The organism is Streptomyces sp. LZ34 (assembly GCF_053890475.1).
This window is the reverse complement of record NZ_CM132680.1, coordinates 5,089,102-5,104,313: the sequence shown is the minus strand read 5'-3', so window position 1 is coordinate 5,104,313 and position 15,212 is coordinate 5,089,102. Positions and strand designations below refer to the sequence as shown.

Annotated in this window: 15 protein-coding genes; 10 read left to right on the top strand and 5 right to left on the bottom strand. The window is 72.7% G+C overall.

Annotated features, from left to right (window positions below; translation table 11 throughout):
* Window positions 1-47: 47 nt before the first annotated feature.
* Window positions 48-701, top strand: a complete 654-nt coding sequence (locus ACWY4P_RS20190; RefSeq protein WP_456211936.1) for a TetR/AcrR family transcriptional regulator — start codon at window positions 48-50, stop codon at window positions 699-701.
* Here the strand turns inward: ACWY4P_RS20190 and ACWY4P_RS20185 are convergent.
* From ACWY4P_RS20185 to ACWY4P_RS20175, 3 genes are all read right to left on the bottom strand, one after another.
* Complete coding sequence (locus tag ACWY4P_RS20185) at window positions 676-1,182, bottom strand: nuclear transport factor 2 family protein (RefSeq protein WP_456211935.1); 507 nt, start codon at window positions 1,180-1,182, stop codon at window positions 676-678. The two genes, ACWY4P_RS20190 and ACWY4P_RS20185, sit on opposite strands and share 26 nt — an antisense overlap.
* A gap of 30 nt (window positions 1,183-1,212) precedes the next feature.
* On the bottom strand, window positions 1,213-2,307 hold the full coding sequence (locus ACWY4P_RS20180; RefSeq protein WP_456211934.1) for a serine hydrolase domain-containing protein: 1,095 nt from the start codon (window positions 2,305-2,307) through the stop codon (window positions 1,213-1,215).
* Between the two features lie 423 nt (window positions 2,308-2,730).
* Window positions 2,731-3,384, bottom strand: coding sequence for a class I SAM-dependent methyltransferase (locus ACWY4P_RS20175; RefSeq protein WP_456211933.1), 654 nt, complete (start codon window positions 3,382-3,384; stop codon window positions 2,731-2,733).
* A gap of 134 nt (window positions 3,385-3,518) precedes the next feature.
* Between ACWY4P_RS20175 and ACWY4P_RS20170 the strand changes: the two genes are divergently transcribed.
* Both ACWY4P_RS20170 and ACWY4P_RS20165 read left to right on the top strand, forming a co-directional pair.
* Entirely contained in the window at window positions 3,519-4,172 is a 654-nt protein-coding gene (locus ACWY4P_RS20170; RefSeq protein WP_456211932.1) for a flavin reductase family protein, read from the top strand.
* A 109-nt stretch (window positions 4,173-4,281) separates the two neighbouring features.
* Window positions 4,282-4,707, top strand: coding sequence for a hypothetical protein (locus tag ACWY4P_RS20165; RefSeq protein ID WP_456211931.1), 426 nt, complete (start codon window positions 4,282-4,284; stop codon window positions 4,705-4,707).
* Here ACWY4P_RS20165 and ACWY4P_RS20160 read toward each other — a convergent pair.
* Window positions 4,697-5,107 (bottom strand): SCO4983 family protein, encoded by a 411-nt coding sequence (locus ACWY4P_RS20160; RefSeq protein WP_456211930.1) that lies wholly within the window; start codon window positions 5,105-5,107, stop codon window positions 4,697-4,699. The genes ACWY4P_RS20165 and ACWY4P_RS20160 overlap by 11 nt on opposite strands.
* Window positions 5,108-5,201: 94 nt before the next feature.
* Between ACWY4P_RS20160 and ACWY4P_RS20155 the strand changes: the two genes are divergently transcribed.
* Entirely contained in the window at window positions 5,202-5,693 is a 492-nt protein-coding gene (locus ACWY4P_RS20155) for an N-acetyltransferase family protein (protein ID WP_456211929.1), read from the top strand.
* Here the strand turns inward: ACWY4P_RS20155 and ACWY4P_RS20150 are convergent.
* The gene (locus tag ACWY4P_RS20150) at window positions 5,678-6,889 is read right to left on the bottom strand and encodes a pyridoxal phosphate-dependent aminotransferase (protein ID WP_456212994.1); all 1,212 of its coding nucleotides are present in this window, start codon (window positions 6,887-6,889) and stop codon (window positions 5,678-5,680) included. The genes ACWY4P_RS20155 and ACWY4P_RS20150 overlap by 16 nt on opposite strands.
* Before the next feature lie 232 nt (window positions 6,890-7,121).
* Here ACWY4P_RS20150 and ACWY4P_RS20145 point away from each other — a divergent pair, with 232 nt between their 5' ends.
* The 6 genes from ACWY4P_RS20145 (at window position 7,122) to ACWY4P_RS20120 (ending at window position 15,208) form a co-directional block, all read left to right on the top strand.
* A complete protein-coding gene (locus tag ACWY4P_RS20145) occupies window positions 7,122-8,738 on the top strand; it encodes an ABC transporter substrate-binding protein (RefSeq protein WP_456211928.1) in 1,617 nt (538 codons plus the stop codon).
* A gap of 5 nt (window positions 8,739-8,743) precedes the next feature.
* Window positions 8,744-9,703 (top strand): ABC transporter permease, encoded by a 960-nt coding sequence (locus ACWY4P_RS20140; protein WP_456212993.1) that lies wholly within the window; start codon window positions 8,744-8,746, stop codon window positions 9,701-9,703.
* Entirely contained in the window at window positions 9,700-10,614 is a 915-nt protein-coding gene (locus tag ACWY4P_RS20135; protein WP_456211927.1) for an ABC transporter permease, read from the top strand. The genes ACWY4P_RS20140 and ACWY4P_RS20135 overlap by 4 nt, the downstream gene beginning before the upstream one ends.
* Window positions 10,614-12,389 (top strand): dipeptide ABC transporter ATP-binding protein, encoded by a 1,776-nt coding sequence (locus tag ACWY4P_RS20130; RefSeq protein WP_456211926.1) that lies wholly within the window; start codon window positions 10,614-10,616, stop codon window positions 12,387-12,389. The genes ACWY4P_RS20135 and ACWY4P_RS20130 overlap by 1 nt, the downstream gene beginning before the upstream one ends.
* Before the next feature lie 132 nt (window positions 12,390-12,521).
* Window positions 12,522-14,537, top strand: coding sequence for a CocE/NonD family hydrolase (locus ACWY4P_RS20125; RefSeq protein ID WP_456211925.1), 2,016 nt, complete (start codon window positions 12,522-12,524; stop codon window positions 14,535-14,537).
* The gene (locus tag ACWY4P_RS20120; protein WP_456211924.1) at window positions 14,534-15,208 is read left to right on the top strand and encodes a TetR/AcrR family transcriptional regulator; all 675 of its coding nucleotides are present in this window, start codon (window positions 14,534-14,536) and stop codon (window positions 15,206-15,208) included. The genes ACWY4P_RS20125 and ACWY4P_RS20120 overlap by 4 nt, the downstream gene beginning before the upstream one ends.
* Window positions 15,209-15,212 lie beyond the last annotated feature (4 nt).

Here is a 15,212-nt window from a genome sequence, read left to right as displayed (position 1 = left end):
GATCGATGCAAGCGCATCGGAAAAGAAGGCGAAGGAGACGACCGGGCATGCCAAGGCAGGTGGACCACGAAGGCCGACGCCGCCGGATCGCCGAGGCCGTCTGCCTCATCGCCGACGAACGCGGGCTGGAGGGCGTGACGCTGCGCGACGTCGCCGCCGTCGCGCAGGTCTCCATGGGGGCTGTGCAGCGCTGCTTCCGCAGCAAGGAGGAGATGCTCCTGTTCGCCGTCGGCTACGTCGGCGAGCGGATCACCGAACGCGTGCGGGCCCGGCTGAGCAGCGGCCCGGCCCAGTCGCCCGCCACCGCCCTGGGCCATGCGGCCACCGAGGTCGCCCTGCTCCGCGAGGAACACCGCGCAGAGGCACGGGTCTGGCTCGCCTTCGTCGCCCAGGCCGCCGTCAGCGAGCCGCTCGCCGACACCCTGAGGACCAGTTACGCGGCTCTCCAGGACCTCTTCGCCCGCCTCATCACGGAGGCGACGGAGGCCACGGTGGCCACCGAGAGTGGCCCCGCCGACGAAGACACCGCGCCGCCCGAGCCACGGCGCGAGGCCCGGGCCCTGCTCGCCCTCGCGGACGGCCTCACCAGCCACGTACTCATCGGCCACCTCACTTCCGAAGAGGCCGATGAGGTCCTGCACACGCACCTGGCCGGTCTCTGGGAACGCCTTGACGCTACGACCGCCGGCCGGGCGAGCTGACGCGCTCCGTGGGGCCGCCGAAGGGCAGGAACGTGGACCGGGTGGCGAGCAGCCAGACGCCGTTCTCCTTGCGGAACGTGTCCTCGTAGTGCCCCACGTTCGCGGGCAGGCGGGGCGGCAGCATGCCGCCGCTGTAGCCGTCGACGCGGTACGTCGCGAAGTACGACGTGGCGGCGGCCGTCGTCGGGGAGTCCACGGTGACCAGGATGTTCGTACACATCCGCCGCGACAGCCGGTCCGCCGGCCGCGACCCGAAGTAGTCCCGCAGCGCCTCACGCCCCTCGATCCGGCGGGCGCCCTGCGGCCATTCCCACACTCCGTCGGGCGTGAACAGCTCCGCCACGGTGCCGGGGTCTCCGAGGTCGAGACGGCGGAGGAACTCGACGATCAGCCGCTCGCAGGCGCGCTCGGCGAGCAGGTGGGTCAGCGGGTCGAGGGCGTTGGGCTCGGCTGCGGGGCCGGGGTCGGCTTCGGTGGGCATCTCCACTTCTTAGCAGCGGTACGGACCGCGTCACGACGGGTTTTCGGAGGGGCGCGGCTCGACCGCCTGCGACACCGCGGCGAGGAGGGTCTCGACCTCGGTGCCCCAGCGGGAGCTGATGACCAGGTCGCGGGCAGGGTCGACCCACAGCAGGTGGCCGCCGCCGTTGCCGCGGGCGCAGCGGCCGGTTGCCGGGGCGGCCGGCCATACGGTGTGGTGGTCGTTGAGCCACCAGGACAGGCCGTAGTTGGGCTTGCGCCGGCATGGTGTCCACATCTGCTCGATCCAGCGGGCGGAGAGCACCTGCGTTCGGCCCCATTGGCCGCCGCGCAGGCACAGGTGCCCGAGGCGGGCCAGGTCGAGGGCGTTGATCCACAGGCCTCCGCCCCAGTGGGCGCCGCCGGAGACCACGGGCACGCGGGCGCCGTCGAGGTCCGTGAAGGAGTTGGCGTAGCCGTGCCAGGACCAGGACGACGAGGCGCCGATCGGGGTCATGACGCGGTCCCGCAGGACGTCCGGCAGTGCCCGGCGGAACAGGGCGGTGAGCGCCAGGGCGGCGAGGTTCACGCGGACGTCGTTGTACGCCCAGCCCTCACCGGGCGGCCCGCCGGGCGACTCGGTGCCCTCCCGCGTGCTCTGCGCGTCGACTGATGTCGGCTTGGACCACAGCTCGCCCTCCCACTGGCTCGTCTGGTCCAGCAGATGGCGCCAGGTGATCCCCCGCCCATGGTCGTCGGCGAACTGCGGCAGCCCGACGCGGACCGCGACCGGCTCGTCGAGGACCAGCAATCCGTTGTCGTGGGCGATGCCGGCCACCAGCGCCAGCACGCTTTTCGTCGCGCTGTACGCCATCTCGACGCGCGTCGGATCCCCCCAGGACGCGATGACCCCGCCGCGCCGGACGACGACCCCGCTCGCGCCCTGGCCGTCCAGCAGCGGGCCGATGACCTCCCGGTGGGAGTCGTCGGACACCTGGGCGGCGAGATACGACGCCATGTCCTCGACGCCGGGCACCGGGCGCTCGGCCTGCTGCCGCGCGGCCCGCGCCACGGCCTCCGCGTCCACGCCCTCCCAGGGATCCCCCGAGCCGACGGCCTCGTCCAGGCCCGCAAGTACCTTGTCCATTCCCGCCCTTTGACCTTCCCGTGACCGCCGTGCGCGGTCGACCACTGATGAAAATCCTCTACCCGCGGTTTCCCGGTTCCGGAGCCGTTGATCCCGACAGTTCCGCGAGCATGGGGCGCAGGCGTATGGCGAGTGCCGGATCGGATCGTTCCAGTTCGTCCGTCGCGACGGTGAGAGCCGCGGTCAGAGCGCGGCCCAGCTCCGGTTCTGTGAGTGAGCGGACGAGTGTCGTCTCACGCGGATGGCCCTCGAGCCGGCCGGCAGATCCCAGTGGTGCCGCGCGCCGAGCTCGTCGTAGAGCCACCGCGTCCATCGGTCCAGCGTCGCGGTTCGGCCTTCGCGAGTAACAGGTCTCGGACGCGACTCCGTTCTTCAGGGCTGAACATCACACGGCTCCCTTTCCGACCCTCGGATCGGCCTGGTTCAGGTGCGGGCGATCAGGGCGTACCGCTCATCGCTCACCGGCCCGCCCCACAGCTCGCCGTTGCCGCTGAGGTCGTCGATGCGCAGCTCGGTCACGAGGGGGCGGACGGCGGATGTCAGGTCTTCGGCGGTGATCCCTTGGTGCCAGGGCAGGGTTTCGGCGCCGGCCACGTACGGGGTGCCGCTCTGCCCGGCCTCGCGCCACCGGCCTTCGACCAGGACGAGGGTGCCGCCGGGGCGCAGCCGGGTGGTCCACTGGCGCAGGGCCGCGTGTGGGTCGGGCAGGGTCCACAGCAGGTGTCGGCAGAGCAGCGCGTCGAAGTGGTCGTCGCCGGCGGGTGGTTGGGCGGCGTCCCCGACGAGGAAGGTGCCGGTGAAGCCGGCGGCGGTGAGCTTGGCCTCGGCCTGGGCGACCATGCGGGGCGAGAGGTCCACGCCGGTGACGTGGTGTCCGGCCGCCGCCAGCAGGTGCGCGAGCGAGCCGGTGCCGCAGCCCACATCCAGCACGCGGGCCGGGGCGGGCGGCATCCAGCGGCCCAGGAGGCGGGCCCACGCCTGGCGGGTGTGCTGGGCGCGCAGGCCGTGATCGGGTTCGTTGTCGAAGTCGGCCGCGGCGGCGTCCCAGTAGGCGGTGATGGCAGCAGGATCCGTCATGGCGCGATCGTGTCAGCCCCCACTGACACCGCCCGTGACCGCGGGCGCGGTGCGGCGTCCCCGCCTGACGACGTCACCTGGATCGCCGGACGCTTCGGCGCCCGCCGAAATGTCCGGATCCTAGGCTCCGGGTCATGACCACCGCACCCCTCAGCACCGCAAGAGAAGCCGCCCGCCACAAAGCGATCGAGCCGAGCATTCTGTACTTCGGGACGCCCGTCGTGCTGCTGTCGACGGAAAACCAGGACGGCTCGTTCAACCTAGCCCCGATCTCCTCCGCGTGGGCCCTCGGCCATACGGTGGTGCTAGGTCTGGGCGGTGAAGGCCAGACGGCGCAGAACCTCCGCAGCCGACCCGATCTCGTGATCAATCTGCCCGCCCCGGCCCAGTGGCAGGCGGTGGAGCGCCTGGCGCCGCTGACCGGCCGGAGCCCGGTGCCCTCGACCAAGGCGAAGGGGTGCCGATTCGAGCCGGACAAGTTCGGCGCGGCCGGGCTGCGCGAAGAGCCTTCGCATGTGGTCCGGCCGCCGCGCGTCGCCGAGTGCCCCATCCAGCTGGAGGCCCACGCCGAGCGGGTGCGGCCGGACGTCTCCGGAGGGTTCGTCATCGTCGAGGCCGTCGTGCGGAAGGTCCACGCCGATCCGCGCGTCGTCGTCCCCGGCACGGACTACGTCGATCCCGCCGCCTGGAGCCCGCTCATCTACAACTTCCGTCATTACTTCGGACTGGGCCCGGAACTGGGCCACTCCTACCGCACCGAGACCCCCCGCCGACGGCCAGTGGACTGAGGACATCGCCGGGACCGGTCCCGGCTGTGGTGCGGGACGGTCGGGGAGGTGTCGGGGGTCTGCCTCGGCCGTGGGGCGCGTGTGGCGCATGGTGGGGAAGGTGAGCTTGATGGCGGATCAGGTCCTGGAGCGCATGCCGGGCAGGGTCAAGTTCGTCGTGGTGGGCGTCTGGGCCCAGGCCGTGGCCAACTTCTTCGCCGGGAGTTCGCTGCTGTCCGAAGTGGACAGCCGGCTCGCCCACGGCCAGGAGGTCACGGAGCCCGGTCTGGCGCGGGGCCTCGCGTACTTCTCCATCGCCGTGGCGGTCCTGCCGGCCGTCTCCAGCCTCTTCGCGCAGAAGCGGCTCGGGTGGGTGTGGACCGTGATCGTCATCGTCGAGACGCTGGCCGTGGTGGGCGCGTTGTTCGGGATGTTGTGCGTATGGCTGGGGCTCGCGGGCGTGACCGAGACCGCCATGCTCATCAGCCTTGTTCTCCCCCTTGCGATCGGCGGGGCGCTGATCACCCGCCCGGGGCAGGACTGGTTCAGCCGCTGATGCCGAGCGCCGCCGCGTGGGTCTCCAGGCGCTCGGCCGCCAGGGCGGTGGCGGCCGCGTCGTCGCGGGAGGTGGCGACGACCAGGGCGCGGCCGGCCAGGGTGTGGGCGCGCTGGTGGAGGGCGGTGATGTGGGCCGGGGTGGTGGTGGGCGTGGTGGGGGCGGCGCGGAAGGGGGAGCGGCCGTCGCGGAGGCGGGTGATCTGGTCGGCGAGGCGCTGGGCGGCGGTGTCCAGCGCGGGGGCTGGGGTGAGGGCGCGCAGCTCGTCGGTCACGGTCAGCAGCGCGGTCAGGTGGCCCGCCAGCTGGATGTCCAGCTCCTCCTCGCGGGAGCGGTGGGGGAAGTCGAGCCTGGGCTCGGCCATGGTGTGGACCGACTTGGTGCGGATCGGCTCGTACATGGGTGGCCTCCAAGAGATCTCAGGAGGCCATCCTAACTTAGACTCTGTCTAAAGTTGAGCTCTTGCTAAGGGTGGGATGGATGGGATTCGTCGCGTGATCGAGTCGATCGAGTTGAAGGTGCTGACGCCGGAGGACTGGGCCGTCTGGCGTCAGCTGCGGCTTGCCGCGCTCGCGGACGCGCCGTACGCGTTCGGGTCCCGGCTCGCGGACTGGCAGGGCGACGGCGACTGCGAGGAGCGGTGGCGCGCCCGCCTGGGGATCCCCGGCTCGTACAACATCGTGGCTGTCGTCGACGGGAAGGGGGCCGGGATGGCGAGCGGGGTGCCCGGCCCGTGCGACTGCGTCGTCGAGCTCATCTCGATGTGGGTGAGCGCGGCCGCGCGCGGGCGCGGCGTCGCCGACCGGCTGGTGCGGGCCGTGGAGGGGTGGGGCCTGCGGGCGGGGGCCGGGGTGCTGCGGCTCCACGTCGTGCCGGGCAACGCGCGCGCCGTCGCCTTCTACCGGCGCGGTGGATTGGTGGAGGCCGGGACGGCGGAGGGGGAGCTGGTGATGGAGAAGGCGCTCGGCCGTCAGGGCTGGCTGTAGCCGTCCAGGAACTTTCCGATCCGCGTCACCGCGTCCGCCAGGTCCTTCTTCGCCGGGAGCGTCACGATCCGGAAGTGATCCGGCTCCGGCCAGTTGAAGCCCGTGCCGTGCACGATCATGATCTTCTCGGAGCGCAGCAGGTCCAGGACCATCTGCCGGTCGTCCTTGATCTTGTAGACCGTGGGGTCGAGTCGGGGGAACGCGTACAGCGCGCCCTTCGGTTTGACGCAGGTCACGCCCGGGATCTGGGTCAGCAGGTCGTACGCCGTGTCGCGCTGCTCCAGCAGCCGGCCGCCGGGCAGCACCAGGTCCTTGATGGACTGGCGGCCGCCGAGGGCCGCGGCCACCGCGTGCTGGGCGGGCATGTTGGCGCACAGCCGCATGTTGGCGAGGATGGTCAGGCCCTCGAGATAGCTGGTGGCGTGGGCCTTGGGGCCGCAGACCGCGAGCCAGCCGCTGCGGTAGCCCGCGACGCGGTAGGCCTTGGAGAGCCCGTTGAAGGTCAGGGTGAGCAGGTCGGGGGCGACGGCCGCGGTGGGGGTGTGGGTCGCGCCGTCGTAGAGGATCTTGTCGTAGATCTCGTCGGAGCAGACGACCAGGTTGTGGCGGCGGGCGAGCTCGGTGAGGCCCCGCAGCATCTCCTCGTCGTAGACCGCGCCCGTCGGGTTGTTGGGGTTGATGATGACCAGGGCCTTGGTGCGGTCGGTGACCTTGCGCTCGATGTCGGCGAGGTCGGGCATCCAGTCCGACTGCTCGTCGCAGCGGTAGTGCACGGCGGTGCCGCCGGAGAGCGAGACCGCGGCGGTCCACAGCGGGTAGTCGGGGGAGGGGACCAGGACCTCGTCGCCGTCGTCCAGCAGGCCCTGCATCGCCATCTGGATCAGCTCGGAGACGCCGTTGCCGAGGAACACGTCCTCGACGTCCAGGTCGATGCCCTTGGTCTGGTAGTGCTGCATCACCGCGCGCCGGGCGGACAGCAGCCCCTTGGCGTCGCCGTACCCATGCGCCCCGCCGAGGTTGCGGAGCATGTCCTCCAGGATCTCCGGCGGGCACTCGAAGCCGAAGGTCGCGGGGTTGCCGGTGTTGAGCTTGAGGATGCGGTGACCGGCGGCCTCCAGCCGCATCGCCTCCTCGAGCACCGGACCCCGGATCTCGTAGCAGACGTTGGCGAGCTTCGTGGACTGGATCACCTGCATGTCGGCCACCATACGGCGGTGTAACCAGGACCGCTCGGTGTTCTTCGCCACGTCGACGGTGTAAGGGGGCGTCTCGGGGCGGATGGGACGGCGGCGCGCGCCGGGTAACGAGTCGGTTTCCCGGGTTAATTTCCGCGCTCGGAGGGTTGGCCAGGACGGGACGTGTGGCTATCGTTCACGCACTTCACAGAATCGTTCCGCTGAACGAATAGCGGAGAAGGGTGGCCGGCCCATGTCCGACACCTCACCCCGGCACGCCCCGGGGGCGGCCGGGATACCGCGCCGGTCGCTGCTCGCCGGCGCGGCGGCGAGCGGCGCCGCGCTCGGCGCGTCCTGGCTGCTCAGCGGCTGTTCGGGCGCGGCCTCCGCGTCCCCGGCCGACGCCCTCCCCAGCGCCGGGCCGGCCGGCCGCCCCGACCGCGGCGGCACCCTGCGCATCGCCCGGCCGCCCGCCTCCGACGCCGAGACCCTGGACCCGGCGAGCTCCCTGTCCGCGTACGAATACCTGGGCGCCCTCTACAACCGGCTGGTGCGCATCGGCCCGGGCGGCGCCCTCGCCCCCGACCTCGCCGAGTCCTGGGAACCCGACGACAAAGCCCGCACCTGGACGTTCCGGCTGCGCCGCGGCGTCACCTTCCACGACGGCCGCGCCTTCACCTCCGCCGACGCCGCCTACACCCTGCGCCACATCCTCGACGCCAGGACCGCCTCCCCACAGGCCGGCGTGCTGGCCCCGCTGGTCGACCCCAAGAAGCTCCGCACCCCGGACGCGCACACCCTCGTCGTCCCCCTGAAGACCCCGAACGCCGAGTTCCCCAGCCTGCTCACCCACTACAACTGCTACGTCATCCCCGACGGCAGCGCCGCCTCCATCGGCCGCACCGGCATCGGCACCGGCCCCTTCAAACTGGTCTCCTTCACCGCCGCCGGGCCCGGCCGGATCTCCGCGTACGCGGACCACTGGGCCGGCCGCCCCGTCCTGGACGCGATCGACTTCTACTCCGTCGCCGATATGCAGGCCCGCTCCAACGCCCTGCTCGCCGGCCAGGTCGATCTGCTCTCCCAGACCAACCTGGACTTCGCCACCGCCCGCGTCGTCGCCAGCTCGGCCCGCGCCACCGTCGCCCGGGCGAAGAACGCCCAGTGGTACGTGCTGCCGATGCTCACCACCGAGAAGCTCTTCGCCGACGTACGGGTGCGCCAGGCGATGAAGCTCGCCTACGACCCCGAGCACATCCTGAAGGTCGCCCTCCAGGGCGCGGGCACCGCCGGCTGGGACAACCCCGTGCCGCCCAGCGACCCGGGGCACCTCGCCACCCACCCGGCCCACGACCCCGAAAAGGCCCGCCATCTGCTGAAGCGGGCGGGGCACGAGCGGCTCGCGGTCGACCTCTACACCTCCTCCTACGACCCGATCTTCACGCCCATGGCCCTCGCCTACCAGGAGTCCGCCGCGCGGGCCGGCATCCGGATCCGGGTCAGAACGGCCGCCGCCGACTCGTACTACACCCAGATCTGGATGAAGAAGCCGCTCATGGCCACCTACTGGTACACCGGCCGCCCCATCGACCAGCTCCTCAACCAGGTCTTCCGGGGCGGCTCCTCGTACAACGAGACCGCCTGGGCCGACAAGGACTTCGACGCGCTGCTGGACCGGGCCCGCAGCGAGACCGACGACGGGCGGCGCCGCGAGCTCTACCAGCAGGCGCAGACCGCGGTGGTCGAGCGGGGCGGGGCGATCACCCCGATGTTCGCCGACCGGCTCGTCGGCATCTCCCGCAAGGTGCGCGGCTACGCGGAGCACGGCTTCGAGTTCGACTACCTCGGCATCGGGCTGAAGGGGGCGTGAGGACCGTGCTCTCCTTCGTCGTACGACGTGTCGTGGCCGCGCTCGGCACGCTCCTGCTCTCCTCCGTCCTGGTCTTCCTCGCCGTCCAGTCCCTGCCCGGCGACGTCGCCACCCAGGTGCTCGGCAAGGACGCCACCCCCTCCGCCGTTGCCGCGCTGCGCGAGAAGCTCCACCTCGACCAGCCCGCGTGGGAGCGCTACGCCGAGTGGGTGAAGGGCGCGCTCCACGGCGACTTCGGCACCTCGCTCGTCAACGCCAAGCCGGTGGGCGGCGAGGTCGGCCAGTACCTCAGCAACTCCGCGCTGATCGCCGTCGTCACCATCCTCTTCGCGGTCACCGGCTCGCTCGTGCTGGGCATCGTCGCCGGCCTCTACCGCGACCGCTGGCCCGACCACCTCATCTCCACGGTCAGCCTGATCGGGATGAGCGTCCCCGAGTTCGTGGTGGCCACCGTGCTGGTGCTGCTCTTCTCCATCGCCGTCCCCGTCCTGCCCGCCGTGGTGCTCTACGGGCCCGACGCGAGCGTCGGACAGCTGCTCCCGGCCGTATGGCTGCCCGCCGCCTCGCTCGCGATCGTGATGGCCGCGTACATCGTGCGCATGGCCCGCACCTCGGTCATCGACGTCATGGCCGGCGAGTACGTCACCACCGCCCGGCTCAAGGGCCTGTCCACCTGGCGCGTGGTCACCCGCCACGCCCTGCCCGGCGCGCTGCTGCCCACCCTGCACGTCATCGCCCTCAACGTGGCCTGGCTCGTCGGCGGCGTGGCCGTCGTCGAGAACGTCTTCAACTACCCCGGCATCGGCAAGCTGATGCTCTCCTCCGTGCAGAACCGCGACCTGCCGGTCATCCAGGCCATCGCCCTGATCAGCGCGGTCGTCTACGTCTGCTGCAACCTGGCCGCCGACCTCGGCGCCATGGCCCTCAACCCCAAGCTCAGGACCCGAGGAGGGCGGACCCGATGAGCACCCTGAAGACCCCCGGCGTGGTCGAACCGGGGGGTCCGGTCGCCGGACCGCCCGTACGGCCCGGCTTCGCCGCCCGCACCTGGCGCACCATACGCTCCTCCCGCGCCGCCACCATCGGCCTCGCGATCGTCGCCGTCCATGTCCTGATCGCGCTGCTCGCACCCGTGCTGACCTCGTACGAGCCGACGGTGGGCGACGCCTCGCAGGCCCTCCTCGGCCCCGGCGCCGACCACTGGGCGGGCACCGACCAGTACGGGCGCGATGTGCTGGCCCGGGTGCTGTACGGCGGTCGGTACGCGCTCGGCGTCTCGGTCGCCGCGACCGTGCTGACCCTCGCCCTCGGCACCGTCCTCGGCTGCGCGGCCGCACTGCGCGGCGGCTGGCTGGACGACGCGCTGATGCGGGTGCTGGACGCGGTGCTGTCCATCCCCTCGATCCTCGCCCTGCTGGTCGTCGTCACCGCGCTCGGCACCGGGCCCGCGGTCATCGTGCTCGCCATCGCCGTCGTCTACGTACCGCAGGTCGTACGGGTCGTCCGCGGCGCCGCGCTGGCCGTCGTCCCCGCCGACTACGTCACCGCCGCCCGCGCCCGCGGCGAGCGGACCTGGCCGATCCTGTGGCGCGAGGTGCTGCCCAACATCACCGACGTGGTGTGTGTCGAGTTCGCGATGCGCGCCTCGTGGGTGGTGCTGCTGATCAGCTCCCTGTCCTTCCTCGGCTTCGGCGCCAACCCGCCCACCCCCGACTGGGGGCTGATGGTCGCCGAGAACCGCACCGCCATCACCGTCGTACCGATGGCGAGCCTGGCGCCGATCATCGCCCTGGCCACGCTCGTGATCGGGCTCAACCTCGCGGCCGACGGCCTGTCCAAGGCGTGGGGCGTGGACCGGATCCGGGAGGGCTCCTGATGACCGCCGCCGCAATCGACTCCATCGTCTCCGTTGACGGGCTGTCCGTCGCCTACCGTTCCGCGGGCCGGGACGTCCCCGTCGTCCCCGTCGTCCATGAAGTCGGCTTCGAGCTGTGCCCCGGCCGGACCCTCGCCCTCGTCGGCGAGTCCGGCAGCGGCAAGTCGACCGTCGCCGCGACCCTGCTCGGGCATCTGCGGCACGGCTCGCGGATCACCGCGGGCACGGTGCGGGTCGACGGGAAGGACGTCTTCGCCCTCCCGGCCAGGGAGCTGCGGCGGCTGCGCGGCGGCACGGTCGCCATGGTCGCGCAGAACGCCGGGCACGCCCTGACCCCCTCGATGCGGGTCGGCCGGCAGATCGCGGAGGCCCTGCGCGGCGACGCGGCCGCCGACCCCGCCGCCGTCACCGACCTCCTCGAACAGGTCCGCCTCCCGCGCCCCGCCGAACTCGCCCGCCGCTACCCGCACGAGCTCTCCGGCGGGCAGCAGCAGCGCGTCGCGATCGCCATGGCCATCGCCGCCCGCCCCAAGGTCCTCGTCCTCGACGAACCCACCACCGGCCTCGACGTCATCACCCAGCGCGGCGTCCTGGACCTGCTCGCCGCGCTGCGCGACGAACTCGGCCTCGCCGCCGTCCTGGTCAGCCACGACCTGGGCGTCGTCGCCCACATGGCCGACGAGGTCGCGGTGTTGCGCGCGGGCCGCGTCGTGGAGACCGCGCCCACCCGCCGCCTCTTCGCCGCGCCCGCCGACCCGTACACCCGACGGCTGCTGGCCAGCGTCCCGCGCCTGGACGACGCCGGTCTCGCCCTCGTCGCCGAGGACGGCACCCGCGAGATCCGGCCCCAGGCCCAGGTGCCCGCCGACGCCCCCGAAGCGGTCGCCGTCCGCGACGTCACCATCGACTACGGCGCGAGCCGCGCGGTCCACGGCGTGTCGTTCCGCGTGCGGCGTGGCGAAGTGCTGGCGCTGGTCGGCGAGTCGGGCAGCGGCAAGTCCACGCTGGCGTGGTCGCTTGCGGGGCTGCGGGCGCCCTCGGGGGGAGCGATGACCGCGGCGGGCGACGCCGCCGGCGGATCGCACCCGGACGGCGACCTGGCCCGCCCGGCGCGGCAGCGGCCGCTGTCCCTGCGGCGGAAGGTCCAGCTCGTCTTCCAGAACGCCGACACCTCCCTGAACCCCCGGCGTTCGGTGGGCGACGCGGTACGGCGGCCGCTGCGCTTCTTCGGCACGGCGCCCTCCCGTACGGAGGCCGCCGCCCGCGCCCGGCAGCTCATCGCCGACGTACGCCTGGACCCGGCCCTCGCCGACCGACTGCCCGCGCAGCTCTCGGGCGGCCAGCGGCAGCGGATCGGGATCGCGCGGGCGCTGGCCGGCGAGCCGGACGTACTGATCGCCGACGAGATCACCACCGCCCTCGACGTCTCCGTCCAGGCCGAGGTGCTGCGCCTGCTGGACGACCTGCGGCGCGAACGCGAGCTCGCGTGCCTGTTCATCAGCCACGACCTGGCGGTGGTGCGGGGGATCGCAGACCGGGTGGTGGTGCTGCGGCACGGGGTCGTGGTCGAAGAAGGCCCCACGGAGGCGGTCTTCGCGGCCCCGGGCCACCCGTACACCCGCCGTCTCATGGCCGCCGCCCTGGAGCCCGATCCGGATGCGGCGCCCGTGGTTGAGGCGACCGACGACTGGCAGGACGCCGCGGAACCGGACAACGTCTGGACCGACCTGGGCACCGGCCACCGCATCCGCCGCTGGCGCCCGGCGGCGCCATGACCCCCCGCGATGGCCCTTTCCCTGACGGGTCGCACTCTTCCGCCCCGACGGGCGCAACCATCAATTGAGCAACCCCCATGGCGAGCAACCAGGTCCGCGAGAGCGGCGCCGGTTTAGGCGCAAAGGAGAGACGTGAGGTACCGCGAGCGGTTCGACCGCGAGGTCCAGGCGGAGGACGTCTGGATCCCCACCCGGGACGGCACCCGGCTGCACGCGCGGATCTGGCGACCTGTCGACACCGCCGCCGCCGCGGACCCCGTCCCCGCGCTGCTGGAGTACCTGCCGTACCGCAAGAGCGACTGGACCGCCCCGCGCGACGCGCAGCGCCACCCCTGGTACGCCGGGCACGGCTACGCCTCCGTCCGGGTCGACCTCCGCGGCAGTGGGGACTCCGAAGGCGTGATGCTCGACGAGTACACCGAGACCGAGCTAGCCGACGGGGTCGACGTCGTGGAGTGGCTGGCCGCCCAGCCGTGGTGCACCGGCAAGGTCGGCATGTTCGGCATCTCGTGGGGCGGGTTCAACTCCCTCCAGATCGCCGCCCTGCGCCCGGAGCCGCTGAAGGCGATCGTCACCGTCTGCTCGACCGACGACCGCTACGACAACGACGTCCACTACACCGGCGGCGCCGTCCTCGGCATCGACATGCTCGCCTGGGCCGGGACCATGCTCGCGTTCACGGCCCGCCCGCCGGACCCGGCCACCGTGGGCGCGGACCGGTGGCTGCCCATGTGGCGGGAGCGGCTGGCGGCGCTGGAGCCGTATCTGCACACCTGGCTGGGGCACCAGGAGCGGGACGGCTACTGGCGGCACGGCAGCGTCTGCGAGGACTACGGCGCCATCGACGCGGCGGTCCTCGCGGTCGGCGGCTGGGCCGACCCGTACCGGGACACCGTGCCGCGGCTGGTCGAGCACCTCGACGCGCCCGTACGGGGGCTGATCGGGCCCTGGTCGCACCAGTACCCCGACCGGGGCCTGCCGCCGGGCCCCGCGATCGGCTTCCTCCAGGAGACGCTGCGCTGGTGGGACCACTGGCTCAAGGGCGTGGACACCGGGGTCATGAAGGACCCCGCCCTGCGCTCCTGGATCAACGACCCTGTCCCGCCCGCGACTCACTACGAGACCATGCCCGGCCGCTGGGTCGCCGACGACGCCTGGCCCACCCCGGCCGTCACCTGGGACGAGCGGCCGCTGGGCGGCGACGGGGCGGAGCCGGTGACCGTGCGCTCCCCGCTGCACACCGGCCTCGACGCGGGCCGCTTCTTCCCCTTCGGCAACGCCACCGACCTGCCGCCCGACCAGCGCGAGGAGGACGGCCGCTCGGTCTGCTTCGACTCCGCGCCGCTGACGGCGCGCGTGGAGATCCTGGGCCGCCCGCGCGTCCGGCTGCGCCTGGACAGCGCCACCCCGCGCGCGCATGTCATCGCGCGTATCTGCGATGTCGCCCCCGACGGCTCCTCCACCCTGGTCACCCGCGGCGTGCTCAACCTGCTGTCCCGGCACGGCCGGGACCGGGCGGTGGAGTGGGCGCCGGGGACGTACGAGGACGTGGAGTTCGAACTCAACGCCATCGGCTACGCCTTCCCGCCCGGCCACCGCATCCGCGTCGCCGTCTCCGACCAGTACTGGCCGTGGGTCTGGCCGCACGGCGAGCGCGGCGCGCTGAGCGTGCGCCCTGCGGACAGCGCCGTACTCCTGCCCGTACGCGACCCGGGCGCCGACGCCGGCCGCCCGCCGGTCACCTTCGAGGAGCCGGAGCAGGCCCCGCCGCTCCCGGTGACCACCGAGCCGCCCGCCGGGCCCCGGCCCGAGCGGGTGGTCCGGCACGACGTCGCGACCGGGGAGTGGACCCTGGAGGTGGACCCCAACTACGGGGGCTCCCGCACCTACCCGGACGGTCTGCGCTACGAGGAGAGCGCCCTGGAGACATACCGGATCCGCGGCGGTGACCCGCTGTCGGCCGTGGCAAGCTCCCAGTGGACCATCCGGCTGCGGCGCGGCGACTGGGACGCGATGATTGTGACCAGCACCGAACTCCGAGCGACGGCCACGGAATTCATCATGGACAGCAGCCTCGAAGCACGGGCGAACGGAGAAACTGTGGCCAAGCGCACCTGGCACCACACCACCCCCAGGACCTCGGCATGACGTCGTCCGCGGCCGACCGCACCGGCCGTCCCAAGGCCGCCCGCCGGGCCGTCGCCGCCTCCGAGCGCACCCGGCAGCCCACCGAGGTGCGCCGCCGCCTGATCGTGGAGGCCGCCGTACCGCTCATCATGGAGCGCGGTTCGGCGGCGGTGGGCGTGCGCGATGTGGCGGCCGCGGCGGGGGTCTCGGTCGGCACGGTCACCTACCACTTCGAGAGCGTCCAGGAAGTCCTCTCCGAGGCGATGGTGCTGCACATCGAGCGCTATTACGCGGCGCTCACCGAGGCCGCCGCCCGGGCCACCAGCGGTGCCGAGGGGCTGCGGCTGCTCATCGACGCGCTGTTCACCGACGACACCGACCGCCACTGGCGGATGTGGTTCGACTACTGGCACGCGGGCGACCGCGACCAGACCTTCGCCCGCGGCCAGGCCGAGCGCTACGAGAGCTGGCACGGCGAGATCCGCGCCCTGGTCGAACGGGGCGCTGCCGACGGCGACTTCAGCTGCGCGTACCCCGCCGACTTCGCCGTCCGCTTCGCCGCCCTCGCGGACGGCCTCGCCCTGCAACGGCTGCGCCAGGCCCCGCCGCTGACCACCCAGGCGGCGCGGCGTCACCTCTACCGGCTGGTGGAGGTAGAACTGGAGAAGGGGGCGAAAGGGGCGAAGGGCTGACCGC

Excerpts from the sequence above, each read along its gene's own strand:
- ACWY4P_RS20165 (WP_456211931.1), top strand. The coding sequence starts at position 4,282 with ATGGCGGATCAGGTCCTGGAGCGCATGCCGGGCAGGGTCAAGTTCGTC.
- ACWY4P_RS20160 (WP_456211930.1), bottom strand. The coding sequence starts at position 5,107 with ATGTACGAGCCGATCCGCACCAAGTCGGTCCACACCATGGCCGAGCCC.
- ACWY4P_RS20150 (WP_456212994.1), bottom strand. The coding sequence starts at position 6,889 with ATGCAGGTGATCCAGTCCACGAAGCTCGCCAACGTCTGCTACGAGATC.
- ACWY4P_RS20135 (WP_456211927.1), top strand. The coding sequence starts at position 9,700 with ATGAGCACCCTGAAGACCCCCGGCGTGGTCGAACCGGGGGGTCCGGTC.
- ACWY4P_RS20190 (WP_456211936.1), top strand. The coding sequence starts at position 48 with ATGCCAAGGCAGGTGGACCACGAAGGCCGACGCCGCCGGATCGCCGAG.
- ACWY4P_RS20120 (WP_456211924.1), top strand. The coding sequence starts at position 14,534 with ATGACGTCGTCCGCGGCCGACCGCACCGGCCGTCCCAAGGCCGCCCGC.
- ACWY4P_RS20175 (WP_456211933.1), bottom strand. The coding sequence starts at position 3,384 with ATGACGGATCCTGCTGCCATCACCGCCTACTGGGACGCCGCCGCGGCC.
- ACWY4P_RS20170 (WP_456211932.1), top strand. The coding sequence starts at position 3,519 with ATGACCACCGCACCCCTCAGCACCGCAAGAGAAGCCGCCCGCCACAAA.
- ACWY4P_RS20145 (WP_456211928.1), top strand. The coding sequence starts at position 7,122 with ATGTCCGACACCTCACCCCGGCACGCCCCGGGGGCGGCCGGGATACCG.
- ACWY4P_RS20180 (WP_456211934.1), bottom strand. The coding sequence starts at position 2,307 with ATGGACAAGGTACTTGCGGGCCTGGACGAGGCCGTCGGCTCGGGGGAT.
- ACWY4P_RS20185 (WP_456211935.1), bottom strand. The coding sequence starts at position 1,182 with ATGCCCACCGAAGCCGACCCCGGCCCCGCAGCCGAGCCCAACGCCCTC.
- ACWY4P_RS20130 (WP_456211926.1), top strand. The coding sequence starts at position 10,614 with ATGACCGCCGCCGCAATCGACTCCATCGTCTCCGTTGACGGGCTGTCC.